The 24519-nt window shown below is 44.9% G+C and carries 22 protein-coding genes; 9 read left to right on the forward strand and 13 right to left on the reverse strand.

The genetic code is table 11. The features are described from left to right. Positions 1 to 157 precede the first annotated feature (157 nt). Entirely contained in the window at positions 158 to 1753 is a 1596-nt protein-coding gene (locus QVA83_RS04390; RefSeq protein ID WP_156078631.1) for an isocitrate lyase, read from the reverse strand. A 437-nt stretch (positions 1754 to 2190) separates the two neighbouring features. On the opposite strand from QVA83_RS04390, the gene QVA83_RS04395 reads away from it, so the two are divergent. The 3 genes from QVA83_RS04395 to glsB all read left to right on the forward strand — a co-directional run bounded on the left by QVA83_RS04395 (position 2191) and on the right by glsB (position 5873). Further along, on the forward strand, positions 2191 to 3150 hold the full coding sequence (locus QVA83_RS04395) for a chemotaxis protein CheV (protein WP_156078630.1): 960 nt from the start codon (positions 2191 to 2193) through the stop codon (positions 3148 to 3150). Positions 3151 to 3383: 233 nt separating this feature from the next. Further along, positions 3384 to 4862, forward strand: coding sequence for an alkaline phosphatase (locus QVA83_RS04400; RefSeq protein WP_014950205.1), 1479 nt, complete (start codon positions 3384 to 3386; stop codon positions 4860 to 4862). Positions 4863 to 4964: 102 nt separating this feature from the next. Beyond that, a complete protein-coding gene (gene glsB, locus QVA83_RS04405; protein ID WP_014950204.1) occupies positions 4965 to 5873 on the forward strand; it encodes a glutaminase B in 909 nt (302 codons plus the stop codon). Between the two features lie 40 nt (positions 5874 to 5913). Here glsB and QVA83_RS04410 read toward each other — a convergent pair whose 3' ends face one another. From QVA83_RS04410 to QVA83_RS04465, 12 genes are all read right to left on the reverse strand, one after another. After that, positions 5914 to 7380 carry a lipocalin-like domain-containing protein gene (locus tag QVA83_RS04410; RefSeq protein WP_287498156.1) on the reverse strand — a complete coding sequence of 489 codons (1467 nt, stop codon included), beginning with the start codon at positions 7378 to 7380 and terminating at the stop codon, positions 5914 to 5916. Beyond that, the gene (locus tag QVA83_RS04415) at positions 7377 to 10292 is read right to left on the reverse strand and encodes an FtsX-like permease family protein (protein WP_287498157.1); all 2916 of its coding nucleotides are present in this window, start codon (positions 10290 to 10292) and stop codon (positions 7377 to 7379) included. The genes QVA83_RS04410 and QVA83_RS04415 overlap by 4 nt, the downstream gene beginning before the upstream one ends. Positions 10293 to 10363: 71 nt before the next feature. Continuing rightward, positions 10364 to 11086, reverse strand: coding sequence for an ABC transporter ATP-binding protein (locus QVA83_RS04420; RefSeq protein ID WP_014977052.1), 723 nt, complete (start codon positions 11084 to 11086; stop codon positions 10364 to 10366). 328 nt (positions 11087 to 11414) lie between these two features. Then, the gene (locus tag QVA83_RS04425) at positions 11415 to 12116 is read right to left on the reverse strand and encodes a VC0807 family protein (protein ID WP_014950200.1); all 702 of its coding nucleotides are present in this window, start codon (positions 12114 to 12116) and stop codon (positions 11415 to 11417) included. Between the two features lie 46 nt (positions 12117 to 12162). Then, positions 12163 to 12702: a rhomboid family intramembrane serine protease gene (locus QVA83_RS04430; protein WP_014950199.1), complete on the reverse strand. Its 540-nt coding sequence runs from the start codon at positions 12700 to 12702 to the stop codon at positions 12163 to 12165. A 19-nt stretch (positions 12703 to 12721) separates the two neighbouring features. Further along, positions 12722 to 13888, reverse strand: coding sequence for a glutathionylspermidine synthase family protein (locus QVA83_RS04435; RefSeq protein WP_287498158.1), 1167 nt, complete (start codon positions 13886 to 13888; stop codon positions 12722 to 12724). Between the two features lie 2 nt (positions 13889 to 13890). Next, positions 13891 to 14559, reverse strand: a complete 669-nt coding sequence (locus QVA83_RS04440; protein WP_014977050.1) for a DUF1190 family protein — start codon at positions 14557 to 14559, stop codon at positions 13891 to 13893. Positions 14560 to 14569: 10 nt separating this feature from the next. Further along, a complete protein-coding gene (locus QVA83_RS04445; RefSeq protein ID WP_252118800.1) occupies positions 14570 to 14986 on the reverse strand; it encodes a DUF350 domain-containing protein in 417 nt (138 codons plus the stop codon). Positions 14987 to 15002: 16 nt separating this feature from the next. Further along, complete coding sequence (locus tag QVA83_RS04450; RefSeq protein WP_039218197.1) at positions 15003 to 15647, reverse strand: YjfK family protein; 645 nt, start codon at positions 15645 to 15647, stop codon at positions 15003 to 15005. Between the two features lie 11 nt (positions 15648 to 15658). Beyond that, complete coding sequence (locus tag QVA83_RS04455; protein ID WP_187446142.1) at positions 15659 to 16714, reverse strand: potassium channel family protein; 1056 nt, start codon at positions 16712 to 16714, stop codon at positions 15659 to 15661. Positions 16715 to 16862: 148 nt separating this feature from the next. Further along, complete coding sequence (locus QVA83_RS04460; RefSeq protein WP_014950193.1) at positions 16863 to 17543, reverse strand: PspA/IM30 family protein; 681 nt, start codon at positions 17541 to 17543, stop codon at positions 16863 to 16865. 23 nt (positions 17544 to 17566) lie between these two features. Beyond that, positions 17567 to 17956, reverse strand: a complete 390-nt coding sequence (locus tag QVA83_RS04465) for a DUF2170 family protein (RefSeq protein ID WP_287498159.1) — start codon at positions 17954 to 17956, stop codon at positions 17567 to 17569. Between the two features lie 268 nt (positions 17957 to 18224). On the opposite strand from QVA83_RS04465, the gene QVA83_RS04470 reads away from it, so the two are divergent. The 6 genes from QVA83_RS04470 (at position 18225) to secF (ending at position 24478) form a co-directional block, all read left to right on the forward strand. Next, entirely contained in the window at positions 18225 to 18500 is a 276-nt protein-coding gene (locus QVA83_RS04470) for a DUF6471 domain-containing protein (protein ID WP_014950191.1), read from the forward strand. A gap of 434 nt (positions 18501 to 18934) precedes the next feature. After that, positions 18935 to 19981: a tRNA preQ1(34) S-adenosylmethionine ribosyltransferase-isomerase QueA gene (gene queA / locus QVA83_RS04475; RefSeq protein ID WP_049588006.1), complete on the forward strand. Its 1047-nt coding sequence runs from the start codon at positions 18935 to 18937 to the stop codon at positions 19979 to 19981. Positions 19982 to 20154: 173 nt separating this feature from the next. Continuing rightward, a complete protein-coding gene (tgt, locus tag QVA83_RS04480; RefSeq protein WP_014950189.1) occupies positions 20155 to 21267 on the forward strand; it encodes a tRNA guanosine(34) transglycosylase Tgt in 1113 nt (370 codons plus the stop codon). A gap of 24 nt (positions 21268 to 21291) precedes the next feature. Beyond that, positions 21292 to 21627, forward strand: coding sequence for a preprotein translocase subunit YajC (gene yajC / locus QVA83_RS04485; protein ID WP_014999069.1), 336 nt, complete (start codon positions 21292 to 21294; stop codon positions 21625 to 21627). Between the two features lie 55 nt (positions 21628 to 21682). Continuing rightward, the gene (secD, locus tag QVA83_RS04490; protein WP_014950187.1) at positions 21683 to 23527 is read left to right on the forward strand and encodes a protein translocase subunit SecD; all 1845 of its coding nucleotides are present in this window, start codon (positions 21683 to 21685) and stop codon (positions 23525 to 23527) included. A gap of 9 nt (positions 23528 to 23536) precedes the next feature. Further along, positions 23537 to 24478, forward strand: a complete 942-nt coding sequence (gene secF / locus QVA83_RS04495) for a protein translocase subunit SecF (protein ID WP_014977044.1) — start codon at positions 23537 to 23539, stop codon at positions 24476 to 24478. Positions 24479 to 24519: the final 41 nt, after the last annotated feature.

Raw genomic sequence — 24519 nt, forward strand, 5'->3', positions numbered from 1 at the left:
GTTATATTGTTTTTTTATGAAATTTAGGAAAATATGGCTTTTTTTGTTTTATGCAAAAAGCATAAGTGAAGTGAATGACGCGCACAAAAAAGGGCACCCGAAGGTGCCCTGTAGGAAAGGTTGGGATGCTTTCCGTTTAACTCATTGCCTGTTTACGTTATACGTCAAACTGGTTCATGGTGTTATCTTCACCAGACGCTTTAAGTGCACCTTCACCAGAGAAGTACTCTTTGTGTGTATCACCTAGGTCAGAACCTGCCATCGCTTGGTGCTTAACGCACGCTAGACCTTGGCGAATTTCTTGACGCTGAACACCGCGAACATAAGCAAGCATACCTTCTTCACCGAAGTAACCTTTTGCAAGGTTGTCAGTAGACAGCGCTGCAGTGTGGTAAGTCGGTAGCGTGATAAGGTGGTGGAAGATACCCGCTTCGCGTGCTGCGTCAGCCTGGAAGCTCTTAATCTTCTCGTCGGCCGCAGCTGCTAGCTCGCTGTCATCATAGTCGGCAGACATAAGTTTCGCGCGGTCGTAGCTAGAAACGTCTTTACCTTCTTCACTCCAGGCATCAAATACTTGCTGACGGAAGTTAAGCGTCCAGTTGAATGATGGAGAGTTGTTATAAACCAGCTTTGCGTTTGGTACTTGTTCGCGAATAGCGTTAACCATTTCAGCAATTTGGCCAACGTGAGGCTTTTCAGTTTCAATCCAAAGCAAGTCAGCGCCGTGCTTAAGTGACGTTACGCAGTCAAGTACTACACGGTCAAAACCTGTGTTGTCTTTAAAGCGGAACAAGCCGTTTGGTAGACGCTCAGGCTTAACCAGTTTGCCACCTTGCTTAAGAACTAGGTCACCTTCACTTAGATCTTCTGCCCCTGCAACTTCGGTAGTTTTAAGGAAAGCATTGTACTGAGCAGCTAAGTCGCCTTCTGATGTAGATACTGGGATCTTCTGGGTAAGACCAGCACCTAGTGAGTCTGTACGTGCAACAATTACACCTTCATCAACACCTAGTTCAAGGAATGCATAGCGTACTGCATTGATTTTCGCTAGGAAGTCTTCGTGTGGCACGGTTACTTTACCGTCTTGGTGACCACATTGCTTCGCGTCCGATACTTGGTTCTCAATTTGGATACAGCATGCACCTGCTTCAATCATTTGCTTTGCAAGTAGGTAGGTTGCTTCTTCGTTACCAAAGCCCGCATCGATATCTGCGATAATTGGAACTACGTGAGTTTCGTAATTGTCGATTTCAGCTTGAATCGCAGCTACATCACCACCGTTTTTCTTAGCGTCGTCTAGCTTGTGGAAAAGGTCGCCCAATTCACGCGCATCTGCTTGGCGAAGGAAAGTATAAAGTTCTTCGATAAGCGCAGACACTGATGTTTTTTCATGCATTGATTGGTCAGGAAGAGGACCAAATTCAGAGCGAAGTGCTGCTACCATCCAGCCTGAAAGGTAAAGGTAGCTTTTGTTAGTTGTGCCTTGATGCTTTTTAACTGAAAGCATTTTTTGTTGGCCTACGAAGCCATGCCAGCAGCCTAGTGACTGTGTGTACTGAGACGAATCTGCGTCGTATTCAGCCATGTCTTTGCGCATAATGCTTGCAGTGTAGCGAGCAATGTCTAAACCTGTTTTAAAACGGTTTTGAACCTTCATGCGTGCAGCGAATTCTGGGTTGATACCTTCCCAAGTTCCGTTTTGTGCTGCCTTTAATGTGGCGAAGTTATCAATGTCTTGTTGATATTGCGACATGAGCGTCTCTCCCGACTATAATTAAAATACTTAACGTTGTTTATGTTTACGCTGTAGGGCGTTCCCGTTGATTCCATTTCATCCTAGTGCCGGATTTGGAATAATAGAAATATATATTTTGCATTGCGGTCATTTATTTTGTGAATGACTGGCGCCGAGAGAAGTCTAGATACTGTAAATCTTTGACACCTTTGTTTGGTGGTTTTAAGGCAATGGGGCAGCAGTGGGGCAAGAAGTGGTCGGTAAAAAATAACTCACGTAGGTTGCAAACGCTTGCTGGTATTGACTATTTCGTCTGTCTATTAGCTAAAAGGGTAATAGCTTTGCTGGTGTGAGCAAGGTAAATTTAGGCGTAAAGCTTCACGCTAAATAATCTTGTCCGATACGAGGGCGCTTTTGTTTTAGCTTGTTGATATATAATATGAAAAGTGGGTGTTATGAGTAGTAGTGTATTGTCGTCAGTTGACCAAAGAACCAAGCTTGTTGGCGAGAACAGGCTTGAGCTTTTGATTTTTCAACTGGGAACGCGACACATTTTTGCCATGAACGTCTTTAAAATTAAAGAAGTTATAAACGTACCCAAGCTCAATATAATGCCGGGTTCACATCACAACCTGAAAGGCGTGATGAACTACCGAGGAAGTTCCATTCCAATTATAGACTTGCGTCAGGCAATCAAAATGCGCGGTGCAGCTACGCAAGCAACAGCGAAGAATGTCATTATCACTGAATATAACAGAAGCGTGCAGGGCTTCATTATTGGTGAAGTGAAAAACATAGTGAATACATCGTGGGGAACCATTCAGCCACCCCCTAGCGGCATTGGAAAATCCAATTATTTAACCGCCATAACTCAGGTGAATGTTGAGGGTAAACAAGAGCTGGTAGAAATCATCGATGTTGAAAAAGTACTCGCGGAAATCATCGATTACGACACATCTATCTCTGAAGAAGTGCTAGATAAAGACATTGTTAACCACTTCTTAGGCAAGAAAGTGTTGATAGTAGATGACTCAAGCACAGCAAGAAAACAGATTAAAGATACGTTAGAGCAGCTAGGTATAACAATCATCGAACGTAAAAACGGCGCTGAAGCGTTAGCGCTGCTGAAGAAGTGGGCCGATGAGGGGAAGAACCCAACCGACGAAATTTTGCTAATGTTTACCGACGCAGAAATGCCAGAAATGGACGGCTATCGGCTTACTTCTGAAGTGCGTAACGATCCTCGTATGAGCAATTTATTTATAGCACTCAACACATCATTAAGCGGAAGCTTCAACGACGCCATGGTAGAAAAAGTTGGATGTGACAGGTTTATCTCCAAATTCCAGCCCGACATGCTCGTTGACGTGGCACAACAGCGCATGCGCGAATACCTCTCATCACAAAATAAGTAGTCGCTTCCTTCTTTAAAGTTGCTAATTTAATGAGATGACCATCTGGTCATCTCATGCTTGCGTTATTTTGTCCAAAAGCTTTGAGCATCTTGCCAGCCTGCTTTACACTATTACATCTTATCGCTTTGCTAACACCTTTATGATCACCAAAGAATCATTCGCGATAGTGTCGTTATTGTTGTATCTGCGGGTATCCAGGCCAGTAGGTACCTTACTTACTCAGGGAAGTTTAAATGATTAAACAATTTGTTCGCACATCACTACTAAGTTGTGCGTCTATTGCTGTTCTTGCGGGTTGTGGTATCACTGAATCTATGACCGAATCAGCAAGTGCAACCGGTACGCAAACTAAAGGTGTACCGAAAAATATAATAATGGTTGTAGCCGACGGTATGGGGCCTGCCTATACCACGGCTTATCGTAATTATGTAGATGACCCGTCAACACCGAAAATCGAATCGGTTGTGTTTGACGATATTTTAGTGGGCAATGCTTCCACGTATCCTGCGCAAGTATCTGGTTACGTTACCGATTCAGCCGCTGCTGCAACCGCTCTTGCTACTGGCGTTAAGTCATACAACGGTGCAATTGGTGTTGATGTAAATAAACAACCAGTAAACTCTGTTATGTACCATGCTAAGAGTAAAGGCATGCGTACTGGTTTGGCAGTAACGTCTCAAATTGTTCATGCGACACCTGCGTCATACATTGCGCATAACGAAAGCCGTAAGAACTACAACGAAATAGCTGAAGATTTCTTTGATGTTCGCGTGGACGGTAAGTTTGTCGCTGACGTGATGCTAGGCGGTGGAACGTCTTACTTTGAACGCGATGACAGAGATATTTTGGCGCAGTTTATTGATGCTGGCTACGAATATGCCGATTCATATAACCGTCTGGCTTCAGTGCCTGCGGGAAGTAATGTTCTCGGTCTGTTTGCTCCAGTAGCGCTGCCTGCGGTATTGGATGACAAGCGCAAAAATCGTCTTGAGTACCTAACTCAACATGCTATTAAACACTTAGAAAACGACAATGGGTTCTTTCTTCTCGTTGAAGCAAGTCAAGTAGATTGGGCTGGTCACGCAAACGATATCGCGTCTGCCATGGCTGAGATGCACGACTTAGCGCAAACCATGGAATATTTGCGAGATTATGTAAAAACGAATCCTGACACCTTGGTTATTTTGACGGCGGATCACAGCACAGGTGGCTTAACCATTGGCGCAAACGGCGACTACCGCTGGAGCCCTGAACATCTTAAGTCTATGTCAGCCTCGGTAATGACAATTGCTTTAGAGATGGCAAATGAAGAGAACCCTGGCGAATTTGTGGCGCAGAAGCTTGGCTTGTCGTTGAGTGAAGAAGAGCTTGCCACGCTAGATAGCGTATCAAACCAAGATGATGAAACTCGCTTCATGGCAGTAAAAACCTTCTTAGACACCAAAACAAACACGGGGTGGACAACAGGCGGTCACACTGGTGTAGATGTTGAAGTATTTGCTTTTGGTGCTGGTTATCAATCGCTTATGGGGCAAATTGATAACACAGATATTGCAAAAACAATCTTCAGTTTTATCGATAAAAAACAGCCAGTAATAATCGATTCCGATTCAAATAAAGTATCAGAAAAGGTATCGACCAACATTGAGCTTACGTCAGACGAAGATGATGATGGCTTGTGTGACTTTAAGGAAGATTGGCGCTGTAACTAATCGCTACATTGTTTGTATAGAAATTAAAGCGCCAGCGTTTTTATAACAAGGCGCTTTATTTTTATCTGTGGTAAGCAGGAAAGGGGAACTATGAAAAACGAAATGCTGGCACTACTTCAAGATATCTATGATGAAGTTGAGCCCATGTTGGGCATGGGAAAAGTTGCCGACTACATCCCTGCGTTGGCCACGGTTAATCCACGGCAATTTGGCATTTCAATTTGCGATACAAACGGTCAAATAACGTCGATAGGCGATGCGAGCGTTCCTTTTTCTATTCAAAGTATCTCAAAAGTCTTTAATCTTGTTTTAGCTATCAATCACTACGGTGAAACCATGTGGGAGCGAGTTGGATGCGAGCCATCCGGCCTGCCGTTTAATTCTCTTGTACAGTTGGAATATGAAAACGGTATTCCCCGCAACCCCTTCATTAATGCCGGTGCGCTGGTGGTTAGTGATATGGTGCAATCTCGGTTCGCTTCCCCTTATATTGCCATGCGAGATTTCGTAAGACGCTTAAGCTGTAACGGCGATATCGTGGTAAATAAGGTGGTGGCGGAGTCTGAATACGAGCACCGCTCTCGCAATGCAGCAATGGCATATTTGATGAAAGCCTACGGAAATTTTGAAAACGAAGTGGAAGATGTGCTTCGTAATTATTTTCACAACTGTGCGCTAGAAATGAGTTGTGAGGACTTGGCGCGCTCAACGAGCTTTCTTGCTAACGCAGGTTTTTCTACTTGCGCAAATGAAAAGGTGCTAACGCCTTATCAAACCAAACAAGTGAACGCGCTTCTGGCGACTAGTGGGATGTATGACGAAGCTGGGAGCTTTGCTTTTAAAGTAGGCTTGCCGGGTAAAAGTGGCGTAGGTGGAGGCATAGTGGCTGTTGTACCAGGACGCTTTTCAATATGCGTATTTTCGCCAGCGCTTAATAGCGTGGGTAATTCTCAGCTAGGTGTGGCGGCTTTGACATCGCTAAGTGAACGCATCAATTGGTCTATTTATTAGGGGCTATTACGCTTCGCTGTATATCAAAGGTCAACAGGCCTTAGTAGCCTGTCAATTCCATAAAGCCGCTCCCTGAATGGGAGCCTTTTATTTCCACTCGCCCTTCATAATAGGGAAATAAGCTGTTATTCCATTGGCTTTCCTTGAACGGGCGAATGAATAGGTCGATATCTTTTTTTGGTATTTGAATACGCCAAGCGGTGGGAGCAGAGCGAGCTGACTCTCCCTCGTTGATTGTTTCATAGGCCGTTGGCGTAATTGATACGTTGGCTTGGTCGATAGTTTCTTTAGTGCCATTTTCCGCTATATAGCTAGCCGTTGTGAATATTTCGCTGTGTTTGCTTGTGCTATTTTTCATGTTTTCATTCATGGCGTGCATGCGAAACGCCATCAATTTACTTCCATCGTCTAAATGCAGCGAGAACCAATCCCATCCCATGGCTTCACTGTTGGCTAGGTGGCTCGTCCATTCGTGATCAAACCAGCCTTTACCCGCAACTTTTACGCTATTGCCCTCTATGTTTAACGTACCTTCCGCGTTAATGAACGGCTGGCTGTAATAGTAGGAGCGAAGGCGTTCGTCTTGTGTTTTTTTACTGTAGCCGTTATCACCCTGTTTGATGAAAGGCCCAGAGGTGTTTAGGTTAAGCGCTATTTTGACGGCGCTAACGCTTGGCGCGTCATTTAATTCTGATAAGCTGTCTGCAGAGGTAGCGGGGATTTTTTCACGTGTTTTAAGCGGATGAAGCGTGCTGCTTTGCCCGAAAGAGAAAGTTAATACGGACGGGAACATGGCTTTACTTTCTGCACCTGTTTGGACCTCCGCCTGTGCCGCTTTCCAAACCCAATCGTCAATAACTGTCGTAAAGGGTTGTTGATTCACATAGACATTACCTACACCACCGCTTGCAAATCGTTCTTCGAAATAATGCTGTTCAGCGGTGTGCAGCGAAGCATGTCCCATCCACTGCTGGCCATTGGTCCAGTTTCTCGCGATATGGCTATTAGCGTTAGTATGGAGGTTATCTTCAGAGATATGACTAGTACTACTTTCGGCGCTACTTTTGTAATTACTTTTGGCATTACTTTCGGCGCTACCTTCAGCACTCTTTTTAGCATTAGCATTAGCATTAGCATTAGCCTTAGTGCTTTGAGGGGCGTCTAGCCCAGTATTGAAACGAAAAAGCGTATATTGAAGGCCGAACTCTTGCCCGTCTTCAGCGCTTAACACAAACGTGAGGTACCACCACTCTAACTGAAAATCGGGATGACTCATGTGATCGCGCGGTAATGCAACAGTATAGTCCCGCTGTACTGGCGTGAAGGAATAACTCGACTGCATGTTTCCAAAAAAGCCGTTTGGCGTGGAGGTTCCCAGAGTTTCGTTTTCATCTTTTGGGTTTTCAGTACATGCACTCAACGTGAAACAAATAGCTATAAGTACTAAAAAAGTATTGGCTTTAAATTGCAAAAACGTGGTGTTGGCACTACCTAAATGGTTTTTCATAGCTGAACTTCCTGCCTTAAATCAATTTTCGGCTTAAGTTTTCCTAAAGGTAACAACAGCACCAGTGAAACGATAAGCAGCGATAACCCCACGCTAGAGAGAATAACCTCTGCATTAATTGAAAGCGGGTACACCCAGTTAAATGCATGCCGGTTTACTTGTTGAATAAAGACATAGGCCAAGTACACGCCAAAAGGAATAGCGAGCAAGGCTGAGATAAAACAAAGCAGCAGATATTGCGCAAACAGGGATACTTTTACTTTAAGCTGACTAACGCCAAGGGCACGCAATACAGATAACTGCGCTGCGCTGCCTATGGTTAGTACCGTCAGCGAAACAGCGAAGGCGACGCCCGCCACCAATAGGGTGGTAATATTAAGGCCGTCGGTTAATACAAAGGTACGATCAAAGGTCTGCATAGAGGTATCTAACAGCGCTTGTCGGGTATAAAGGGCAATTTCGCGGTGTTCTCCTAGCTGTGATTTTAGCTGCTGTTCGAGGATGTCCTTTCCAAAGGTGCTTTGTTTGTTGTCGCCTATCACGTTAGTCTCAATAGGCGGCTCTGGGTAAATAGCCACTACACCGGAAAAAAGTTGATCCCTGATAAGGACATCGTTTCGATTAAACGAGGGAAGAGGCACCAATATTTGCCCGTTCAGGTTACCGTAGTCGGGATAAATACCCAGTACTTTCCATTGAGGCGTCGCTGCAAATACGTTTGAGTTCGACGAACTGCTTTGTGAGCCTTGTGTTGGGTCAGTAGTTTTATCTTGTGGCGAGCTATACGCCTCGTTAGATGTATTAACCGCCGAAGAACTTGAATTCGTAGTTTTACGAAGGCGAATATTTTCTATATCTAGCGTGTGTCCTAACTTTGCGTTAAGGGCAAACGCTAATTGCTGATTGATGAATACCCCTTTCCCTTCTGTAAACTCACGCCACACTGTGTTGAGGTCGTTGTTTATTACATCTTCGAGGACAAGCGCCTTTTTACCGTTTTGGTGAACGGGGTAGCTACTGATAGAAACGTGGGTGGGCGAGATGTTACTGACTTCATGTGTCTCTTCTTGAGCATGTGAGCCAATAACAGCTCCCTCTGCTTTAAGTAAAGGAGTTAAAGCAAGCGTTGGTAACGATTTGGTAGATAACGATTCAATACGTCTAAGTGGCGCGTCGGTGTACAGATAGAAAGGCGCGTAAAGCCTTTGCGTTAACCAATGTTTAGTGGCGTCTCTAAAGCTGTCCGTCATGGTATTCATACCAATATTTGCGGTAAGCGCGATAAAGAATGCACAAACGGCAAGACGGGTTTTACTAGACAGTAAATGCATATTAGCAATGACGTAGTGAAACACGGGCCACTGTTTTGGTACAAATCTAGTCAGCAGCTTAGACAAAATGGGTAACCAAAGAAGTACTAGTGCGCAGCTGGTAAGGAGTAACAATGCAACAAAGAAAAGTGCTGAAGCAGTAGAAGATACGAACTTCTCAGCGATAAATAACAGTAGTAGGGCACATGATGAGATAAGACCTACGGCAAACTGGCCTAACGCGTTTTCTTTTTTGGCAGGCGCTACGGTTAGGGCATTTGAAAGCTTAATGATAGAAACTAACGAAAAAACAACCAGCGATATAAAGGTCGTTGTTAAAGCGAAACCGAAGGTAAAAAGCAGATTAACGTCAGGGTTAACAAATACGGCGTTAAACAATGACGTAAATGTACCGTTTATCACAGGTGACAACCATGACGCCGCTTGAAAACCGATGAACATACCAATTGGAATACTTATTACGCAGTAAACAAGCAACTCGGTGAATAAGGCAACGCTTAAAATTCGCTGAGATATGCCCAGCTGCCGTAAACGAATGATATTGGGTAGCCGCGTGCGGTACATCAAGTTTAGCGCGTTAAGTACTATAAAAAGCGCCACAACGCCCATCAGTCCACTCATCGCCCAAAGATTTAGTCTAAAACTATCTGGCAACGAACCGGTGTCATTGTCTGTATTGCTAGTGGTTTGCTTTACAGGTATTCCAAGTAGGGTTTCTATTTGGGTTAAATGCTGATGTGATAGCGATGAAAGTGCAATAAACCCGGAAAGTGGGACGTAAGCTTTCTGTTGCTTTGCTTGTTTCTCTTGCGCGCGTTTAGCATTGTCAGGAATAACAGGCTTAACAGGTTCATCATTCTCAATCGTTACCCCGCCTCTGTAAAATTCATCGATAGAGATTAAAATTGTATTTTGCGGAGCAAAGCTGCTCACATACGCGCTTACCGTTGCAGGCCAATAGGGACTTGGCGCGGATTTTCTATCGATTTCATTGAGCGTGTCGTGACAGGCCAGTTTTGCGTTCGTTAAGGGGTGAATAAGCCCATTTACAGCGAAGTCGCCCCCAGAATTTGAGCGCAATTCGCGTCCCGCTGGCGTCTGCTGGTTTTCCATTTCACTAAATTTCTTCGCATTTGGCGATAAATAGGAAAGCGAAAGAGCGCTATCGTTTTGGGCAGGCGCTTCAAAACCTCTCTTTCTAAATGCACTTCCTAAAAGAGGCTGAGTATCAACACCGAGTAATGTGAGAGTTGTTGCTGTGGGCTCGCTGCCATTGCACGATAGGGTGATGTCTCGTTCAGCTATCGCAACAAGCTGGGTAAAACCCTGCTTGCGAAGCGTGGCATAATCACTTTGTGCAAAGCGAGTTCTGCTGTCTGCTGGGGTGATGATACTGCCCAAGGTAAGCCCTTGCTTTGACTGTAACAGTTCACCTTGTGTAGCGCCTTCGTTTATAAGCAAAACGGCAACCAAGCCAGCATTGGCCAGTATAATTGCGGCCATAATGAGCAATGGCTCCCACGGCCTGTGCCTTGCCATTGCAAGTAAGCTAGAAAGTGTTAACAGTAGAGTGCGTAGCACGTTATTTTCCTACTTGCTGTTTTCGGTGTCTTTTTCACAGGGCGCATATCGCTAACGTTTTTCACCTGTAATTAGCTTGCTGCTACTGGTGAAGATAAGGTTTGTTCTTTAGTTTTATATTTCACACTCTCTAATACCCCTTTATGTAGTCGCAAAGCGGCGTCTGCTTTTACTGCGACGTCTTGGCTATGAGTTACCACAACAAGAGAAGTATTGGCCTCTTTACAAGTTTTAAAGAGTAAGTCGGACACGGTTTCGCTAGTGGTTTCGTCTAAATTGCCGGTGGGTTCGTCGGCCAAGATAAGCGAGGGGCGATGTACAAGTGCTCTAGCAATGGCACAGCGCTGCTGTTCACCGCCAGATAACTGACTTAGCGGCTTTTGCGCTAGGGGTAATATCCCAAGCTGCTCCATTAACGCTAATTGGTAGTCGTTATCTACATTACCTTTTAGCCTTGCAGTAAAGGCAATGTTGTCCCACGCATTAAAGCAGTCGAATAGATTGAAGCTTTGAAACACAATACCTAAATGCTGTTTGCGAAAACTATCAATATCCTTCGCTTTAAATGTATTATCGAGTTTGCTATTGCCAGCAATCGACAATCCATTTACCGAAATATCTCCTCCGTCGGGCGTCTCAAATCCAGCAATAAGCGACAGCAAGGTAGATTTACCGCAGCCAGAAGCCCCCTGAATACTCACCGATTCACCTGTCTTTACGGTAAGGTTAAGGTTGTTGATGAGCGGAGCCCCTGTCTTTGAAAAAGATTTCTTTAAGTCTTTTATTGTCAGCATAATTCGCCGTTTTGTATTGAACCGTCTTAGTGTGAACATGAAGGCGCGAGATTGCATGCTATATGCAGTGCTGCTGGCGCACAGTTAGAGGTGCTATGCGAGCTTTAAATTAGCGCCAACATGTTCTGATAGAACGCGTTATTTTTATCATTGAGAGTATACGTAATACTCACGCTTTTTGGTTAAAAGCGGTGTGGGAATTTGATGGCTAGTATGCTTCTGCGCTTCAGGAAAATGCTTTAGTCGCCTAAATTACGAGATATGTAATAGCTTCAGTCGTAGGGAAGGGCATGTTAAAGGGGCGTTAAGCCCCTTATCGATTGTCTTTTTACTGATTAATAAAGTTATCGAGTTCTTCGCCAGTAATTTTTTTGATTTGAGCGAATAAATACCAGAGCGCTGCAATAAGCAAAATCATGCTCGGGATCACAATGACTGGATAGCTAAGCGCAGTCATTCGGCCAAGTTCTTCAGTGTAGGCCGTAGTGCCTGGCTCACTGACCAATATCATTTTTGCCAAGATATAATTTAGTGCAGAAGAGAGGAAAAACGAACTGGCTACGATGTAAGAGCTAACCGCGACTTTCTTTTTAAACTCGCTCTGCTTTCCTTTCGCATCAAGAACTTGGTTTAGGTGTGGCCAGTTTATGATTTGGTCGTTCAAAATAAGCATTTTGACCAAGGGTTTATTGGAGTATTGGGTTACCAGTACAGCAATACCGATAATGCCTGGGATAGCGGCTTCTTTTATCGCAATATACTCTGCGGGCAGTTTAAGTAAGCTAAACCCGCCGGTAAGTAGTACGCTGATAATGCCTAAAATGGAAAAGCCGTTGACCTTTCCCGACTCTTTTAAATCCCATAGGCCATAACCAATAGGAAAGCTGAGTGCCGCCACAATGCTCCACGCAGGGCCTAGGTAATCTTCCGAACTTGCATAGCTCATTAGCACCACAGGAATAACAATGTTAAACGCGAGGTTGCCGAAAAAGCCTTGGTTTTTTTGTGTAGGTTCTTGTACTGCTGACATATCTAATTACAACGTCTTATCTTGAGGCTAATTATACGTAAACTAATTAGCGTGCCCAGTGCCATGCGGCAAATAAGCCGCCAATAAAGCCAAACAGATGATATTCAAAGGAAATAAATTTGGATGTGGGAAGCACACCAACCAGCATTCCTCCGTATAGCGCTGCAACTACTAGTGAAATAAGCAAATACCGCACTTTGTTACTTCTAAATCCTGCTAGCACGAGGAAGCCGAAGTAGCCATATACCATGCCGCTCGCGCCAATATGCGTAGCGCTTCTACCGAACAGCCACACGCCCAAACCACCTATAAGCAGTGCGCTTAGCGTAGCGATAAGAAACGTGCGTTTTCCCCACTGCATAGTAAGCCACATGAACAGCAAAAGAGGCACCAAGTTAGCCATCAAATGCGTGGGTGTACCGTGAAGGAAAGGGGCTGTGAATATATATGGCAAGGTTGAAAGTGTACGAGGCACTACACCAAACTGATTAAGTGCATTGCCGGTGAGTAAGTTTGCTACTTCTATGACTATTAACAATGCACCTAGCGTCAGCAGAACGCGAATTTGGAAAGAAAGCGGCTTCATCGAACGCCCCTAAAGTAGATTACAAAATAATATGAGGAAGGTAGCGAGAGAGATCTTGGGTAATAGCAGATGCATCTTCTCTTACTGAAATACCTGCTGGCATGTCATCTACCAACCAACTACCTATGAGTGTATGGTTACCTTCAAAAACGGGTAAAGGTTCAAATGCTTGAACAATATAGCCTTCTTCGCCGTAAGGACCATCGCTAAGCTTATTCTCAATTCCACCTTCAATGATAGAAACATTCGCGCCTTCCCTAGAAAACAGAGGCTTTTTAATCCACTTTCCTGATAGTGTGTTTGTGTTTATTTCATCTGAAAAATAAGCGGGAAGCAGGTTAGGGTGGCCTTCAAATTTCTTCCAAAGCTGAGGAAGCAAGGCTTTATTGGAAATTATCGATTTCCATGGGGGCTCTATCCAATTAACTTGGGCATCTTCTAACACATCGCCAAACTCTTCGCGCAGCATAAACTCCCAAGGATAAAGCTTGAAGCAGTCGGTAATTGGCGCGTCTTGAAGATCGGTAAAAACGCCCGTGTCCGCCAACCCAATGTCTTCAATAAAAACGAAGTCAGCTAAAAGCCCGGCCTCTGTAGCGCAGTCTTGTAGGTACTGCACTGTTCCGCGGTCTTCTACGGTATCTTTACAACACGCCATGTGCAGTTGATTAATGTTGTAGTGCAATGCTATTTCGCGAAAGCGATGAACTAGTTTTTCTTGCAAGCTATTGAACTGATCAGCGTGCAGGGCGAGTTTGCCGGCATCCACATTTTGTGAAAGCCACAGCCACTGCCAAAACCCAGATTCATACAAGCTGGTGGGCGTATCTGCATTATTTTCAAGAAGCTTTGCCGGCCCTTTGCCGCTGTAGACAAGGTCAAGGCGTGAATACAAACTGGGGGCTCTTTCCTGCCAGCTGTCTCTTACTAAGTCCCAATGTTGCTCTGGAATTCGAAAACGAGTAAGTAATTCCTCACTATTAACCACATCTTCGGTCACTGCCAAGCACATTTGATGTAGCTCGGCTGTGGGGTCTTCAATGTCGTTTTCAATTTGCGCTAGCGTGAATTGGTAGTAGGCACTTTCATCCCAATACGGCTCGCCATACATGGTGTGGAAATGAAAACCAAACTCGTTAGCCAACTGCTGCCAGCCCTTGCGAGGCTGGCAAGGCATTCTAAACATAGTTATCCGCCCCAGCCGCCTTTACGGCTGCTGCTACCCCAAGACGATTTTGCACGAACGCTGCTACCAAACCCGCCTCGTTTCATTGTGCGGTTCACGGTAGGCTTAGGCTTATAAACGTCTTTGTTTACGCGATATTTTCTTTTGCGAATGTCGCCGTCGAACACATAGCCGTCTGCCGTTATCCAGCGTGAACGAAACGGTGAATTATATGAATAGGAAGTATATAAGGGCTGTGAGTAATAGCGATTTGGCGATAGCAGAGAGCTCACCATGTAGCCTGCCATGAACGGCATGAAAAAGCTGCCGCTACTATTATTCACATATTGGCACTGGTTAGGGCCAAATTCATGTTCGCAGTCGTACTCAGAGCTAAAGCGCGGACTGGTGCGCATGGCCTCGTCGACCGCTGTCTGGTAGGCAGCTTCGCAGCGCTCTACTGCATCAGGAAAATCCTGTTTACAGTCTTCTAGCGAGGTGTAAATGGTGGCGTCTTCTTTTTCGCCGCCACAACCACTTAAAATAACGCTGGCCACACCCAATGCTAAAGGCTTCACGCTAAAACCTTTGCGCATGCGACCAAGGTCAATATGTTTGGTGCGTTTTAATGCGGGCTTCTCACCTTGCACGCTATCAACAACATCAAGCTGAGTGTTTCGTTTATCAGTCATCGCTGCCCCCTTAATAGGTCATGCAAGCGGCATTGAGTAAGCCTACGGCAATAGACATGCTGGCAAGCATAACACCCGCAGAAACTTCGTTATTGTTTATGCGCTCAGCGATTTTCGGCATAAAGCTGAAACGCAAAATGGCAAACGCTAGGGATTGTGCAATCACAGCAACAAGCGCCCAAATAGCAAAATCTATTACAGCAACCGAGTTTGAAGCTGCGCTGCCAAGGGCGATAGCAAAACCGATTATAGCGCCACCAAAGCCGATGGCAGCGGCAACGTTTTTCTCTTCTTTTACCAGCTTCCATTCATCGTGAGGTGTGACTAATGCGTACACCAACTTGAAGATAAACAAAAAGACAATCGACAAGCCGAAGTAAAGCGCAAAGTTATCCAGGCCAGCCAAAGATTGCATGATCGTATCCATAGTTATTCCCTTTTTATTAACCGTTTATAGTGATATCTGCAGGTTCAACGTCAAACCCCGTTGAAATCACCAAACATCTATCTAAATTATTACCTACTTGCTTTTCTTCACCCACAACAAGCAGGGTTTCAACTCTGTCATTACTGATTGGGCGTTCATACAGCATCATAAACTGATCAGTAGTACTCACATCACCATCTTCTTCATAGGTAGTTTCAGTGACGGCAACAGGCGGTGACTCATCGCCCACTGCCCCCCACACGCGGGTATAGACCTTACCTTCAAGCTCATAGGTGGGCTGGCTGATAACGTTTTTCAAGCATTCGTTCCACTGAGCAGTATTACCAATTGTTTTCGTTTCATAAAAGTGCCACAGCTTAACATCGGTAATGTGATTCTCAGACAAGCCGCCGTCGGTGACCACTTGTAAAAATCCATCGTCGTCGGTGTAAAAGCGAAGCAGAGTGCCACCTGTATCTAAGGGCGCTTCACCTACCGCTTGAATTAATTGAGAACGGGCTGCACCTTCAATAGTGAGCTCCGGTTCTAATAGCGAAAGTTTCAAGTTATCTAACTCGAAAGAGCCACCTAAATAAAGCCCCATTATTTCTGGCGACTTAGGTTTTTTAGGTTCTGATTTTTTAAATAGTTTACTAAACATGTTTACGCCTCTTAATCAGCGTCTAGAGAAGACCAGTTAATTGCATTAATGCGGCGCTCAGCAATATAAAACAAGGTGTCTCCCGGGTTTAATGTAACGTCCAACGGTGGGTTTACCACCATTTCTTTCACAAGGCCATTTGGCGCATAACCAATAAAGATGGCATCGTGTTTACGTTTCAAATTAATAAATAACTTAGCAACAGAAATGGCGTGGCTACTTTCTGGGATTTTTACTGAAAATTGCGCCTGGCCTTCTTCAATACTCAGCAAGTCGTGATGAAGCATACTTGAACCAGGATCAAAAGCGGCTTTAACTAACATTTCTATTGCCACGCTCGGTGTACACTCCACTTTAGGGCAGTGATCCTGAAGTAAGCTGACTAGGCTATCATCATCAAAATAAGCCACCTGATGTGCATCAGGATTTCGCTTAGTACAATACAGCGCGGTAGTCATGGTGACATCGTCTTGTGGGTTATCGATAAGAATAGTTCGGGCGGTGGACACGCAAGCGCGATCCATATCTTCGTCTTTGTTAAACGAATCTACCTTCACGAACTCAATCACGCCAGGCATGGGATTAGTGATATCGGCCTTCACGCACAGCACAATATCGGGGCGCTCTGGCATGGCATCGCGTTCTTGAAGTATTAAATCAAGCAGCAGCATAGTACGCTGCTCATTCCACCCAATTACTAAGATATGTTCATCTAGCATCAAGCTATTCATACCCAACAATCCTTTCTTCCACGTTAATGAAACCCAAGCTGCAATCCGGCCAATTACCATGGCGAAGATACTCAAACCAAGCGGTATGACGTAAAGCGCTACAACCAGTTTTCCCGCTGGCGTGCCGGGAGATAAATCACCATAGCCCACTGTAGAGGCGGTGACCGCCAGCCAGTAAATAAAGTCGGCGTTGGTAATTAAATCGTGCTCGTCTGCAGCGTAAAGTAGCCAATAGCTTGTTACTGCGTAAAAGGCGGTGGCACCGACAATAGTGTACCAGCGTGATTCTGCAAAATATTGCAGCATGATTTTTCGCAGTTTTATCCATGGAGACATAAAAGAAACAGCCCTTGTTATGCGTGCCCTTACTCTGCCTTGAAGTACTTGATTTGTCTAGGTTAGCGCTTTACTTAACGGTAATTTACGCAGGAAATTATTGTAACAAGAATTAAAAATGGGAGCGCGTAGCTCCCATTTTTCTCACTTACTTGCCTAGAATTCGCGCTAGCTCGTCATCGGCCGAGGTTTTACCCCCTTTAATGCCCGCTTCGGCTAGACGTTTTTCTAGATCGCTGCTCGATTCATTGTTTGCTAACTCTTCTGCAGCTTGTAGCTCAGCATTGCGCATCTTTTGCTTATCTTGAATACGTGACAGTGACTCTGTCGCCGTTTTCATTTTGCTATTCGCACCCATGTGGCGTGAAGAAACCGCTACTTGCGCCTTCTGAACGCTTTCGGTGGCTTTTACCATATCCACTTGCTGCTCTAAGCGACGTAAATTCGCTTTCGCCTGTTGGATATTTTGTGCCAGCTGCTTTTCTGACTGCTGGAACTGATCAAGATATGTTTGTTCTTGGTCTCGTTCTTCTTTAAGTTCAGACACCTTTTGCGCACAGTCTAGCGCGAGTTGGCGGTCGCTATCGATGGCTTTGCGCGCGTGGGCTTCGTATTCCGCAATTGACGAATTGAAGCTATCCACTTTTTGCTGAGAAAGTTTACACTTTGCCAAGATTTGGGTACGTGCATGGTCTGACTTACGCAATTCTTCTTTGGCTTCTCTAATTTCTTGTTCCAGAATTCGAATAGCCTGACTGTCTACGACAGATTGAGCAGCTTCGGTTGCACCACCTTTTACTGCAGTTACTAATTTTTTCCACACTGACATTCGCTTCTCCTTAGAAGTAAATTTTAGTTAAGGTGTGTTTCGTAGGCATCTAAGAAAGATGCAACATTCTGAAACAGGGTTTCCACTTCAATAACGATACTTTCGGCTTTTGACTGGGCACTTAGCGCACCAAAGGCAGTGTAGTACTCTTCACCACCAATGTTTGAAATGCCTACCGTGGTCAAAGGGAACACCATATGAGTAGACAATATTTCATGATCTAGCGCTGGCTTATCTTTTACTTCCGACGCTGCAAACAAAAGACTCTCTACTAAGATCTGCTCTCCGCTGATAGCAAGCCAGGCGTCTATGCCGTCTTGATTAGCAATAAGTAAGCAGTTTTCCTCACGTGTTACCACAAAGTCATCATGCTCTATAAATAAGGCTTCGATGCTTTCCAGTTCCCAGCTCATACCTTTCTCCTTTAATTATTGAAGCGATAGTTGTGAAAATGAATGTCGTGTAAGTGGTGTGTTATACAACTGCACTTTATTAAAAACAGATACTTTGCTGTATTAACCACCGAAGTTACTGTAACGACTATTTTCATCTTCGCCAATATCTAGACTTGCAGTGTAGACCTGTTGTGCCATAATCGTCAACATTAAATACATGCTATAAGTGTAAAAAAGTGTGTTTTTGTAAAATATACATCACATTTGTGTGGTTTTTGGAGGCTGTGTGAACACTGGAAATACGCAAGGTGCTAAAAATGCGTGGCGGCAAACGGTAGCAAGAGTCGTGAAATCTGAGATGTCTGTGCGCGGCGTAAAATATCAAGCGTTAAGCCAAAGGCTGGAAGAGATTGGCGTGGAGCAAAGCGCAGATAACCTTAGAAATAAGGTAAATAAAGGTATTATGGGCGCCGATTTACTTCTGCAGATTTTGTACGTGTTGAAGGCGCGTCCATTAGATGCGGCGCTTTTAGAGGAAATCTTAACTGATCTTCAGCAATAAACAGCGTAAAATACCGCCGTTTATAAGATATCGATATTCAACTAACCTGTCGCGCAGAGGAATCGAAGCTTCGCAATAACGTTGCGATGAGTGAAGGTAGGCAGGGAAAATAAGCAGATAAAAAAATACCCAGCAAGTGCTGGGTACGAATGATAAGGAATGTTTATGGGAGAACATCATCACTATCTGCAGGTATCTTAACCGTTTAAGGAGTTAAGTGCTATTTAATAAATTGAATTGTACGTATATTGTTCAATATAAAGTTATTTTATAATATACGTTATTTTTTAAGTTTTTGATAAATAAAGTTTTTTGTTTTTGTTTTGACTTTGGTTTAATCTATAAATCTATTTTTATTAGCCTTTAGTTGCAACTTAAATAACACTTAATATTCTACTTTTGTCTAACTTTTATGCCGTAATTTAATCGTATTTATGAAACTATCAGATTTTAGCTTCGAGCTACCCGAAAAACTTATCGCCAAATACCCAACTCAGCAACGTACAGCGAGTCGCTTGTTACATTTAGATGGGAAGACTGGCAATGTAGCGCACACGATGTTCGCTGACATGCTGAAATTTGTAGAGCCAGGCGACCTCTTGGTGTTCAACAATACGCGGGTTATTCCTGCACGTTTACTGGGCAAAAAGGAAACGGGTGGTCAGGTTGAGGTGCTGATCGAGCGCATCACATCAGACAATACAGCGTTAGCGCATGTTCGCGCGAGCAAGGCGCCTAAGCCTGGATCTAAGCTGATTCTTGAAGAAAAAGTGAATGTTACGGTGACAGGGCGAGACGATGCGCTATTTATTTTACAGTTTGACCACGATGAGACCGTATTAACGCTGCTAGAAGCCCATGGCCACATGCCGTTACCTCCTTACATCGACCGTCCCGATGAAAGTTCAGACAAAGAGCGCTATCAAACCGTTTACAATCAAAAGCCGGGCGCGGTTGCGGCGCCTACTGCAGGGCTACACTTTGACGATGCAATACTGGCTGCGTTAAAAGAAAAAGGCGTTAATTTGGCCTTTGTAACTTTGCACGTTGGCGCGGGTACATTCCAGCCTGTGCGCGTTGATAATATTCAAGAGCACAAAATGCACGCAGAGTTCGCCGAAGTACCACAAGACGTTGTTGACGCTGTTCTAACCACAAAGGCCAACGGTAAACGCGTTATTGCAGTGGGTACAACCTCTGTACGCTCTTTGGAGTCAGCGGCAAAGGCAAGTGCAGAGCGCGGTGACGAGGAAGTTATTGCGCCATTTAACGAAGATACTGAGATTTTTATCTACCCTGGTTTTGAGTTTAAAGTGGTAGACGCAATGTTCACCAATTTTCACCTTCCAGAGTCCACGCTAATGATGTTAATTAGCGCATTTGCTGGCAAAGAGAATGTCATGAAGGCGTATCAAGAAGCGATAGAGAAAGAATATCGATTCTTTAGCTATGGAGATTCTATGTTTATTGAACGCGCCTAAGCACATTCGCCCAAGGACATTAGGCGTTTAAATCGGTGTTTTGCAGGCCTTTCTAGCTTAGTTACAGATAAACATAGATACGGGGCATGATCTCAGCCGAATTACTGGTATAATCGCCGCCAATTTATTTTTATACCCAGCGCAAAAGCGCACCAAAGTGGGAATGCTTTCACATGCAATTTGAGTTGTTAAAAACCGAAGGCCGAGCACGACGCGGTCGTTTGGTGTTTGAACGCGGTGTTGTTGAAACCCCAGCGTTCATGCCCGTAGGTACATACGGTACTGTTAAGGGAATGACCCCTGAAGAATTAAAAGACAGCGGTGCACACATCTGTCTTGGAAACACGTTTCACCTGATGCTTCGTCCTGGTACAGGCATTATTCGCCAGCATGGCGACCTGCACGACTTCATGAATTGGGACAAGCCAATCCTTACGGATTCGGGTGGCTTCCAAGTGTTTAGCCTGGGTGATTTGCGTAAAATTACCGAAGAAGGTGTAACATTCCGCTCTCCGATAAACGGCGAAAAGATCTTACTTACGCCTGAAAAATCGATGGAAGTTCAGCGCGATTTGGGCTCTGACATTGTGATGATTTTTGATGAGTGCACGCCGTACCCCGCTACTGAACAAGAAGCGCGCGTTTCAATGGAAATGTCGCTACGTTGGGCCAAACGTAGTAAAGAAGCCCATGGCGATAACCCAGCGGCACTGTTTGGTATCATTCAAGGCGGTATGTACGAAGGTCTGCGCGACGTTTCACTTGCTGGCCTTGAAGCTATTGGCTTTGACGGTTACGCCATTGGTGGTCTTTCAGTAGGTGAGCCGAAAGAAGATATGATCCGCATTATCGATCATACCGCGCCTAAAATTCCGGAAGATAAACCTCGCTATTTAATGGGCGTGGGTAAACCTGAAGATTTGGTAGAGTCTGTGCGTCGCGGCATCGATATGTTTGACTGTGTAATGCCCACGCGTAACGCCCGAAACGGTCACCTGTTTGTGACTGAAGGCGTAGTGAAGATTCGCAATGCGAAACACAGAAACGACACCTCGCCATTAGATGAGAATTGTGATTGCTACACTTGTAAAAACTATTCTCGCTCTTATCTACATCATTTGGACAAGTGTAACGAAATCTTGGGTGCGCGCTTAAACACCATCCATAACCTTCGCTACTATCAGCGCGTGATGCAGGGTCTTCGCGATGCGATTGACGCAGGTACGCTTGATGAGTTTGTACAAGAATTTTATGAACAAAAAGGGTTGCCGGTTCCGGCACTATAACAACGATAATATTTGGGGAATTTTATGAGCCTATTTATCTCTAACGCTTACGCACAGTCTGCTGGTGCGCCGCAAGGTGGCGGCATGGAAATGATCATCATGCTAGCTGTATTTGGTTTAATCTTTTACTTCTTGCTTTACCGTCCACAGGCTAAGCGTGTAAAAGAGCATAAAAACCTAGTATCGTCACTAAGCAAAGGCGATGAAGTGTTAACACAAGGTGGTTTGGTAGGAAAAATCACTAAAGTGTCAGAAGAAAAAGACTTCATTGAAGTTGCACTTAACGATTCAAACAACATCGTTGTTCAGAAGTCTTCAGTAACTGCTGTGCTGCCTAAAGGCACGATGAAGTCACTGTAAGTAACAAAAGCCGGGGCCGGGACGCTTCCCGGTACTGGCACGAAAGGATTATCCAGTGCTAAACAAAAACTCTATTTGGAAAGTGCTGAGTGCACTCATTGTGGTTGCAATGTGTGCACTTTATGCGCTTCCTAACATTTACGGTGAAGATCACGCCGTACAAATCTCAGCAGGCCGTGACGCTGTGGTAACTGACGCCACTGTGGAACAAGTAAAAGCCGCGCTAAGTGAAAAGAATATCTCTCCAAAACGTGTTGAGTTTGAGAATGAACAAATATTAGTTCGCGTTTCGGATTCTGACACCCAGCTTGTAACGCGCGAAACGCTTGAAAAGGCGCTTGGTGATGACTACTACGTGGCTATGAACCTTGCCCCTGACACGCCAGAATGGCTTGAAGGCCTAGGTGGCGCGCCAATGAAGCTAGGTCTTGACCTTCGCGGTGGTGTTCACTTCTTGATGGAAGTGGATATGACCGAAGTGATTGCTAAGTCGCTAGAAGACGCAGAGGGTGGTTTCCGTACTTCACTGCGTGAAGAAGGCATTCGTTATCGCGGTGTAAAACAGGTTGACGATCATATCGACATTACGTTCCGTGATGAAGATGCGCTAGACAAGGCAGAGTTCTTTTTGCGCAACCAAAGTCGCGACCTAACCTTTAACCAGGTGGACGACTTAACACTTCGCGCTATTTTTGCTGAAAGCAAGCTTCAGGAAATTCGCGACAACGCGGTTAAGCAAAACATTACCATTATTCGCAACCGTGTAAACCAACTTGGTGTGGCTGAGCCGCTTGTACAAAAGCAAGGTGCTGATCGCATCGTTGTGCAGCTTCCAGGTATTCAAGACACCGCCCGTGCGAAAGAGATTCTTAATGCCACAGCAACACTAGAATTTCGCATGGTAGATCAGAAGAACGATATCCGTGATGCATTGAACGGCCGCGTTCCTCCTGGCTCTCAAGTGATTGAAGATCAGCAAGGCATTCCTCAGCTTCTTGAAAAGCGTATTATGCTTACCGGTAGCCATATTATTGATGCGAATAGCGGTGTTGATGAGTACGGACTTCCGAACGTAAACATCTCGCTTGATTCTGAAGGCGGTAATAAGATGTCTCGCTCAACTCGTGGGAACATTGGTAAACCAATGGCTACGGTGTTTATCGAATACAAGTCGACTGGCGAACGTAACAAAGACGGCAAGCTAGTGTTTGAAAAACACGAGCAAGTTATCTCGGTTGCGACTATTCGTGCGCAGCTGGGTAGCAAGTTCCAAATCACAGGTCTTGATTCACCGAAAGAAGCCCGTGACTTAGCGTTGCTACTTCGCGCAGGTGCACTGATTGCGCCAATTCAAATTGTTGAAGAGCGTACGGTTGGACCAAGCTTGGGTAAAGAAAACATTGAGCTGGGCATGCAGGCTATTATGTATGGTCTGGCAGCGGTACTTGTTTTCATGTTGATTTACTACAAAGCGTTTGGTGTAGTAGCGAACATCGCTCTGATTACAAACCTGGTTATGATTGTGGGCATTATGTCGATGATCCCTGGTGCAACGCTTACGCTACCGGGTATGGCAGGTATTGTACTGACCGTTGGTATGGCGGTAGATGCAAACGTGCTTATCTTTGAGCGTATACGAGAAGAGATACGTGACGGCCGCAGCCCACAGCATGCCATTCATCAGGGTTACGACAGTGCTTTTTCTACCATTCTAGATGCTAACATTACCACCTTCATCGCAGGCTTAATCCTGTTTGCCGTGGGCACAGGCCCAATTAAAGGCTTCTCGATTACACTGATGATTGGTATAGCAACCTCGATGTTTACCGCAATCCTTGTTACGCGCGTTATTGTTAACGCAGTATGGGGCGGTCGACGCGTAGAGAAATTGGCGATTTAAGGAAGTAACATGCAATTATTAAAACTATCCGATACCGTCAATTTTATGCGCCTTCGCATTCCTGCGATGGTGTTATCAACGGTACTCATTTTAGGTTCGTTCGTGTCGCTAGGCGTTAACAGCCTTAACTGGGGGCTAGACTTCACTGGCGGTACGCTAATTGAAGTTGGCTATGAGGACGCCGCTAATTTAGAGGGCATTCGCGCCCAGCTAAACGAAGCGAACTTTGAAGATGCCATAGTACAGAATTTTGGCAGCAGCCAAGATGTACTTATCCGCATTGCTCCTCGTGATGGCGTTAAAGCCGTGACTATAGGTGAACAGGTACTAGCTGCCTTGCGCGCTGACGGTACTGAGGTTGATATGCGTCGTATCGAGTTCGTAGGTCCTAACGTAGGTGAAGAGCTTACTGAGCAGGGCGGCCTTGCGATGCTAGTCGCACTCTTGTGTATTCTGGTTTATGTCGCGATGCGATTTGAATGGCGATTCGCTCTAGGGTCAGTGTCGGCACTAGCTCACGACGTTATACTTACGCTGGGTTTGTTTTCAGTACTTCAAATCGAGTTTGACCTTACGGTACTTGCAGCGGTACTAGCGGTAATTGGTTATTCACTTAACGATACCATCGTTGTGTGTGACCGTATTCGTGAGAACTTCCGCAAAATTCGTAAAGGTGAGCCTGTTGAGATTATCAATATCTCGCTAACGCAAACCCTAAACCGTACTATCATCACCTCATTAACCACGGTGTTGGTATTGGTTGCATTATTCTACAAGGGTGGTGCACTTATTCACGGATTTGCAACAGCATTGCTGTTTGGTGTAGTGGTAGGTACTTACTCATCGGTGTATATCGCAAGTTCAGTGGCACTTGCATTGGGTATTAGTAAAGAAGACCTAATGCCACCACAAGTGGAAAAGGAAGGCGCAGATTTAGATCCTATGCCTTAGTTTTACACGCTTGAAACGTACAAAAACCGCATCTACGATGC

The sequence above is a fragment of the Alteromonas sp. AO-Serp genome, from assembly GCF_017849675.1.
Taxonomy (GTDB): Bacteria; Pseudomonadota; Gammaproteobacteria; order Enterobacterales; family Alteromonadaceae; genus Alteromonas; species Alteromonas macleodii.

Bases quoted from the DNA above. Each gene is read 5' to 3' on its own strand.
- QVA83_RS04390 (WP_156078631.1), bottom strand. From the start codon at position 1,753: ATGTCGCAATATCAACAAGACATTGATAACTTCGCCACATTAAAGGCA.
- QVA83_RS04395 (WP_156078630.1), top strand. From the start codon at position 2,191: ATGAGTAGTAGTGTATTGTCGTCAGTTGACCAAAGAACCAAGCTTGTT.
- QVA83_RS04400 (WP_014950205.1), top strand. From the start codon at position 3,384: ATGATTAAACAATTTGTTCGCACATCACTACTAAGTTGTGCGTCTATT.
- glsB (WP_014950204.1), top strand. From the start codon at position 4,965: ATGCTGGCACTACTTCAAGATATCTATGATGAAGTTGAGCCCATGTTG.
- QVA83_RS04410 (WP_287498156.1), bottom strand. From the start codon at position 7,380: ATGAAAAACCATTTAGGTAGTGCCAACACCACGTTTTTGCAATTTAAA.
- QVA83_RS04420 (WP_014977052.1), bottom strand. From the start codon at position 11,086: ATGCTGACAATAAAAGACTTAAAGAAATCTTTTTCAAAGACAGGGGCT.
- QVA83_RS04425 (WP_014950200.1), bottom strand. From the start codon at position 12,116: ATGTCAGCAGTACAAGAACCTACACAAAAAAACCAAGGCTTTTTCGGC.
- QVA83_RS04430 (WP_014950199.1), bottom strand. From the start codon at position 12,702: ATGAAGCCGCTTTCTTTCCAAATTCGCGTTCTGCTGACGCTAGGTGCA.
- QVA83_RS04435 (WP_287498158.1), bottom strand. From the start codon at position 13,888: ATGTTTAGAATGCCTTGCCAGCCTCGCAAGGGCTGGCAGCAGTTGGCT.
- QVA83_RS04440 (WP_014977050.1), bottom strand. From the start codon at position 14,559: ATGACTGATAAACGAAACACTCAGCTTGATGTTGTTGATAGCGTGCAA.
- QVA83_RS04445 (WP_252118800.1), bottom strand. From the start codon at position 14,986: ATGGATACGATCATGCAATCTTTGGCTGGCCTGGATAACTTTGCGCTT.
- QVA83_RS04450 (WP_039218197.1), bottom strand. From the start codon at position 15,647: ATGTTTAGTAAACTATTTAAAAAATCAGAACCTAAAAAACCTAAGTCG.
- QVA83_RS04455 (WP_187446142.1), bottom strand. From the start codon at position 16,714: ATGTCTCCATGGATAAAACTGCGAAAAATCATGCTGCAATATTTTGCA.
- QVA83_RS04460 (WP_014950193.1), bottom strand. From the start codon at position 17,543: ATGTCAGTGTGGAAAAAATTAGTAACTGCAGTAAAAGGTGGTGCAACC.
- QVA83_RS04465 (WP_287498159.1), bottom strand. From the start codon at position 17,956: ATGAGCTGGGAACTGGAAAGCATCGAAGCCTTATTTATAGAGCATGAT.
- queA (WP_049588006.1), top strand. From the start codon at position 18,935: ATGAAACTATCAGATTTTAGCTTCGAGCTACCCGAAAAACTTATCGCC.
- tgt (WP_014950189.1), top strand. From the start codon at position 20,155: ATGCAATTTGAGTTGTTAAAAACCGAAGGCCGAGCACGACGCGGTCGT.
- yajC (WP_014999069.1), top strand. From the start codon at position 21,292: ATGAGCCTATTTATCTCTAACGCTTACGCACAGTCTGCTGGTGCGCCG.
- secF (WP_014977044.1), top strand. From the start codon at position 23,537: ATGCAATTATTAAAACTATCCGATACCGTCAATTTTATGCGCCTTCGC.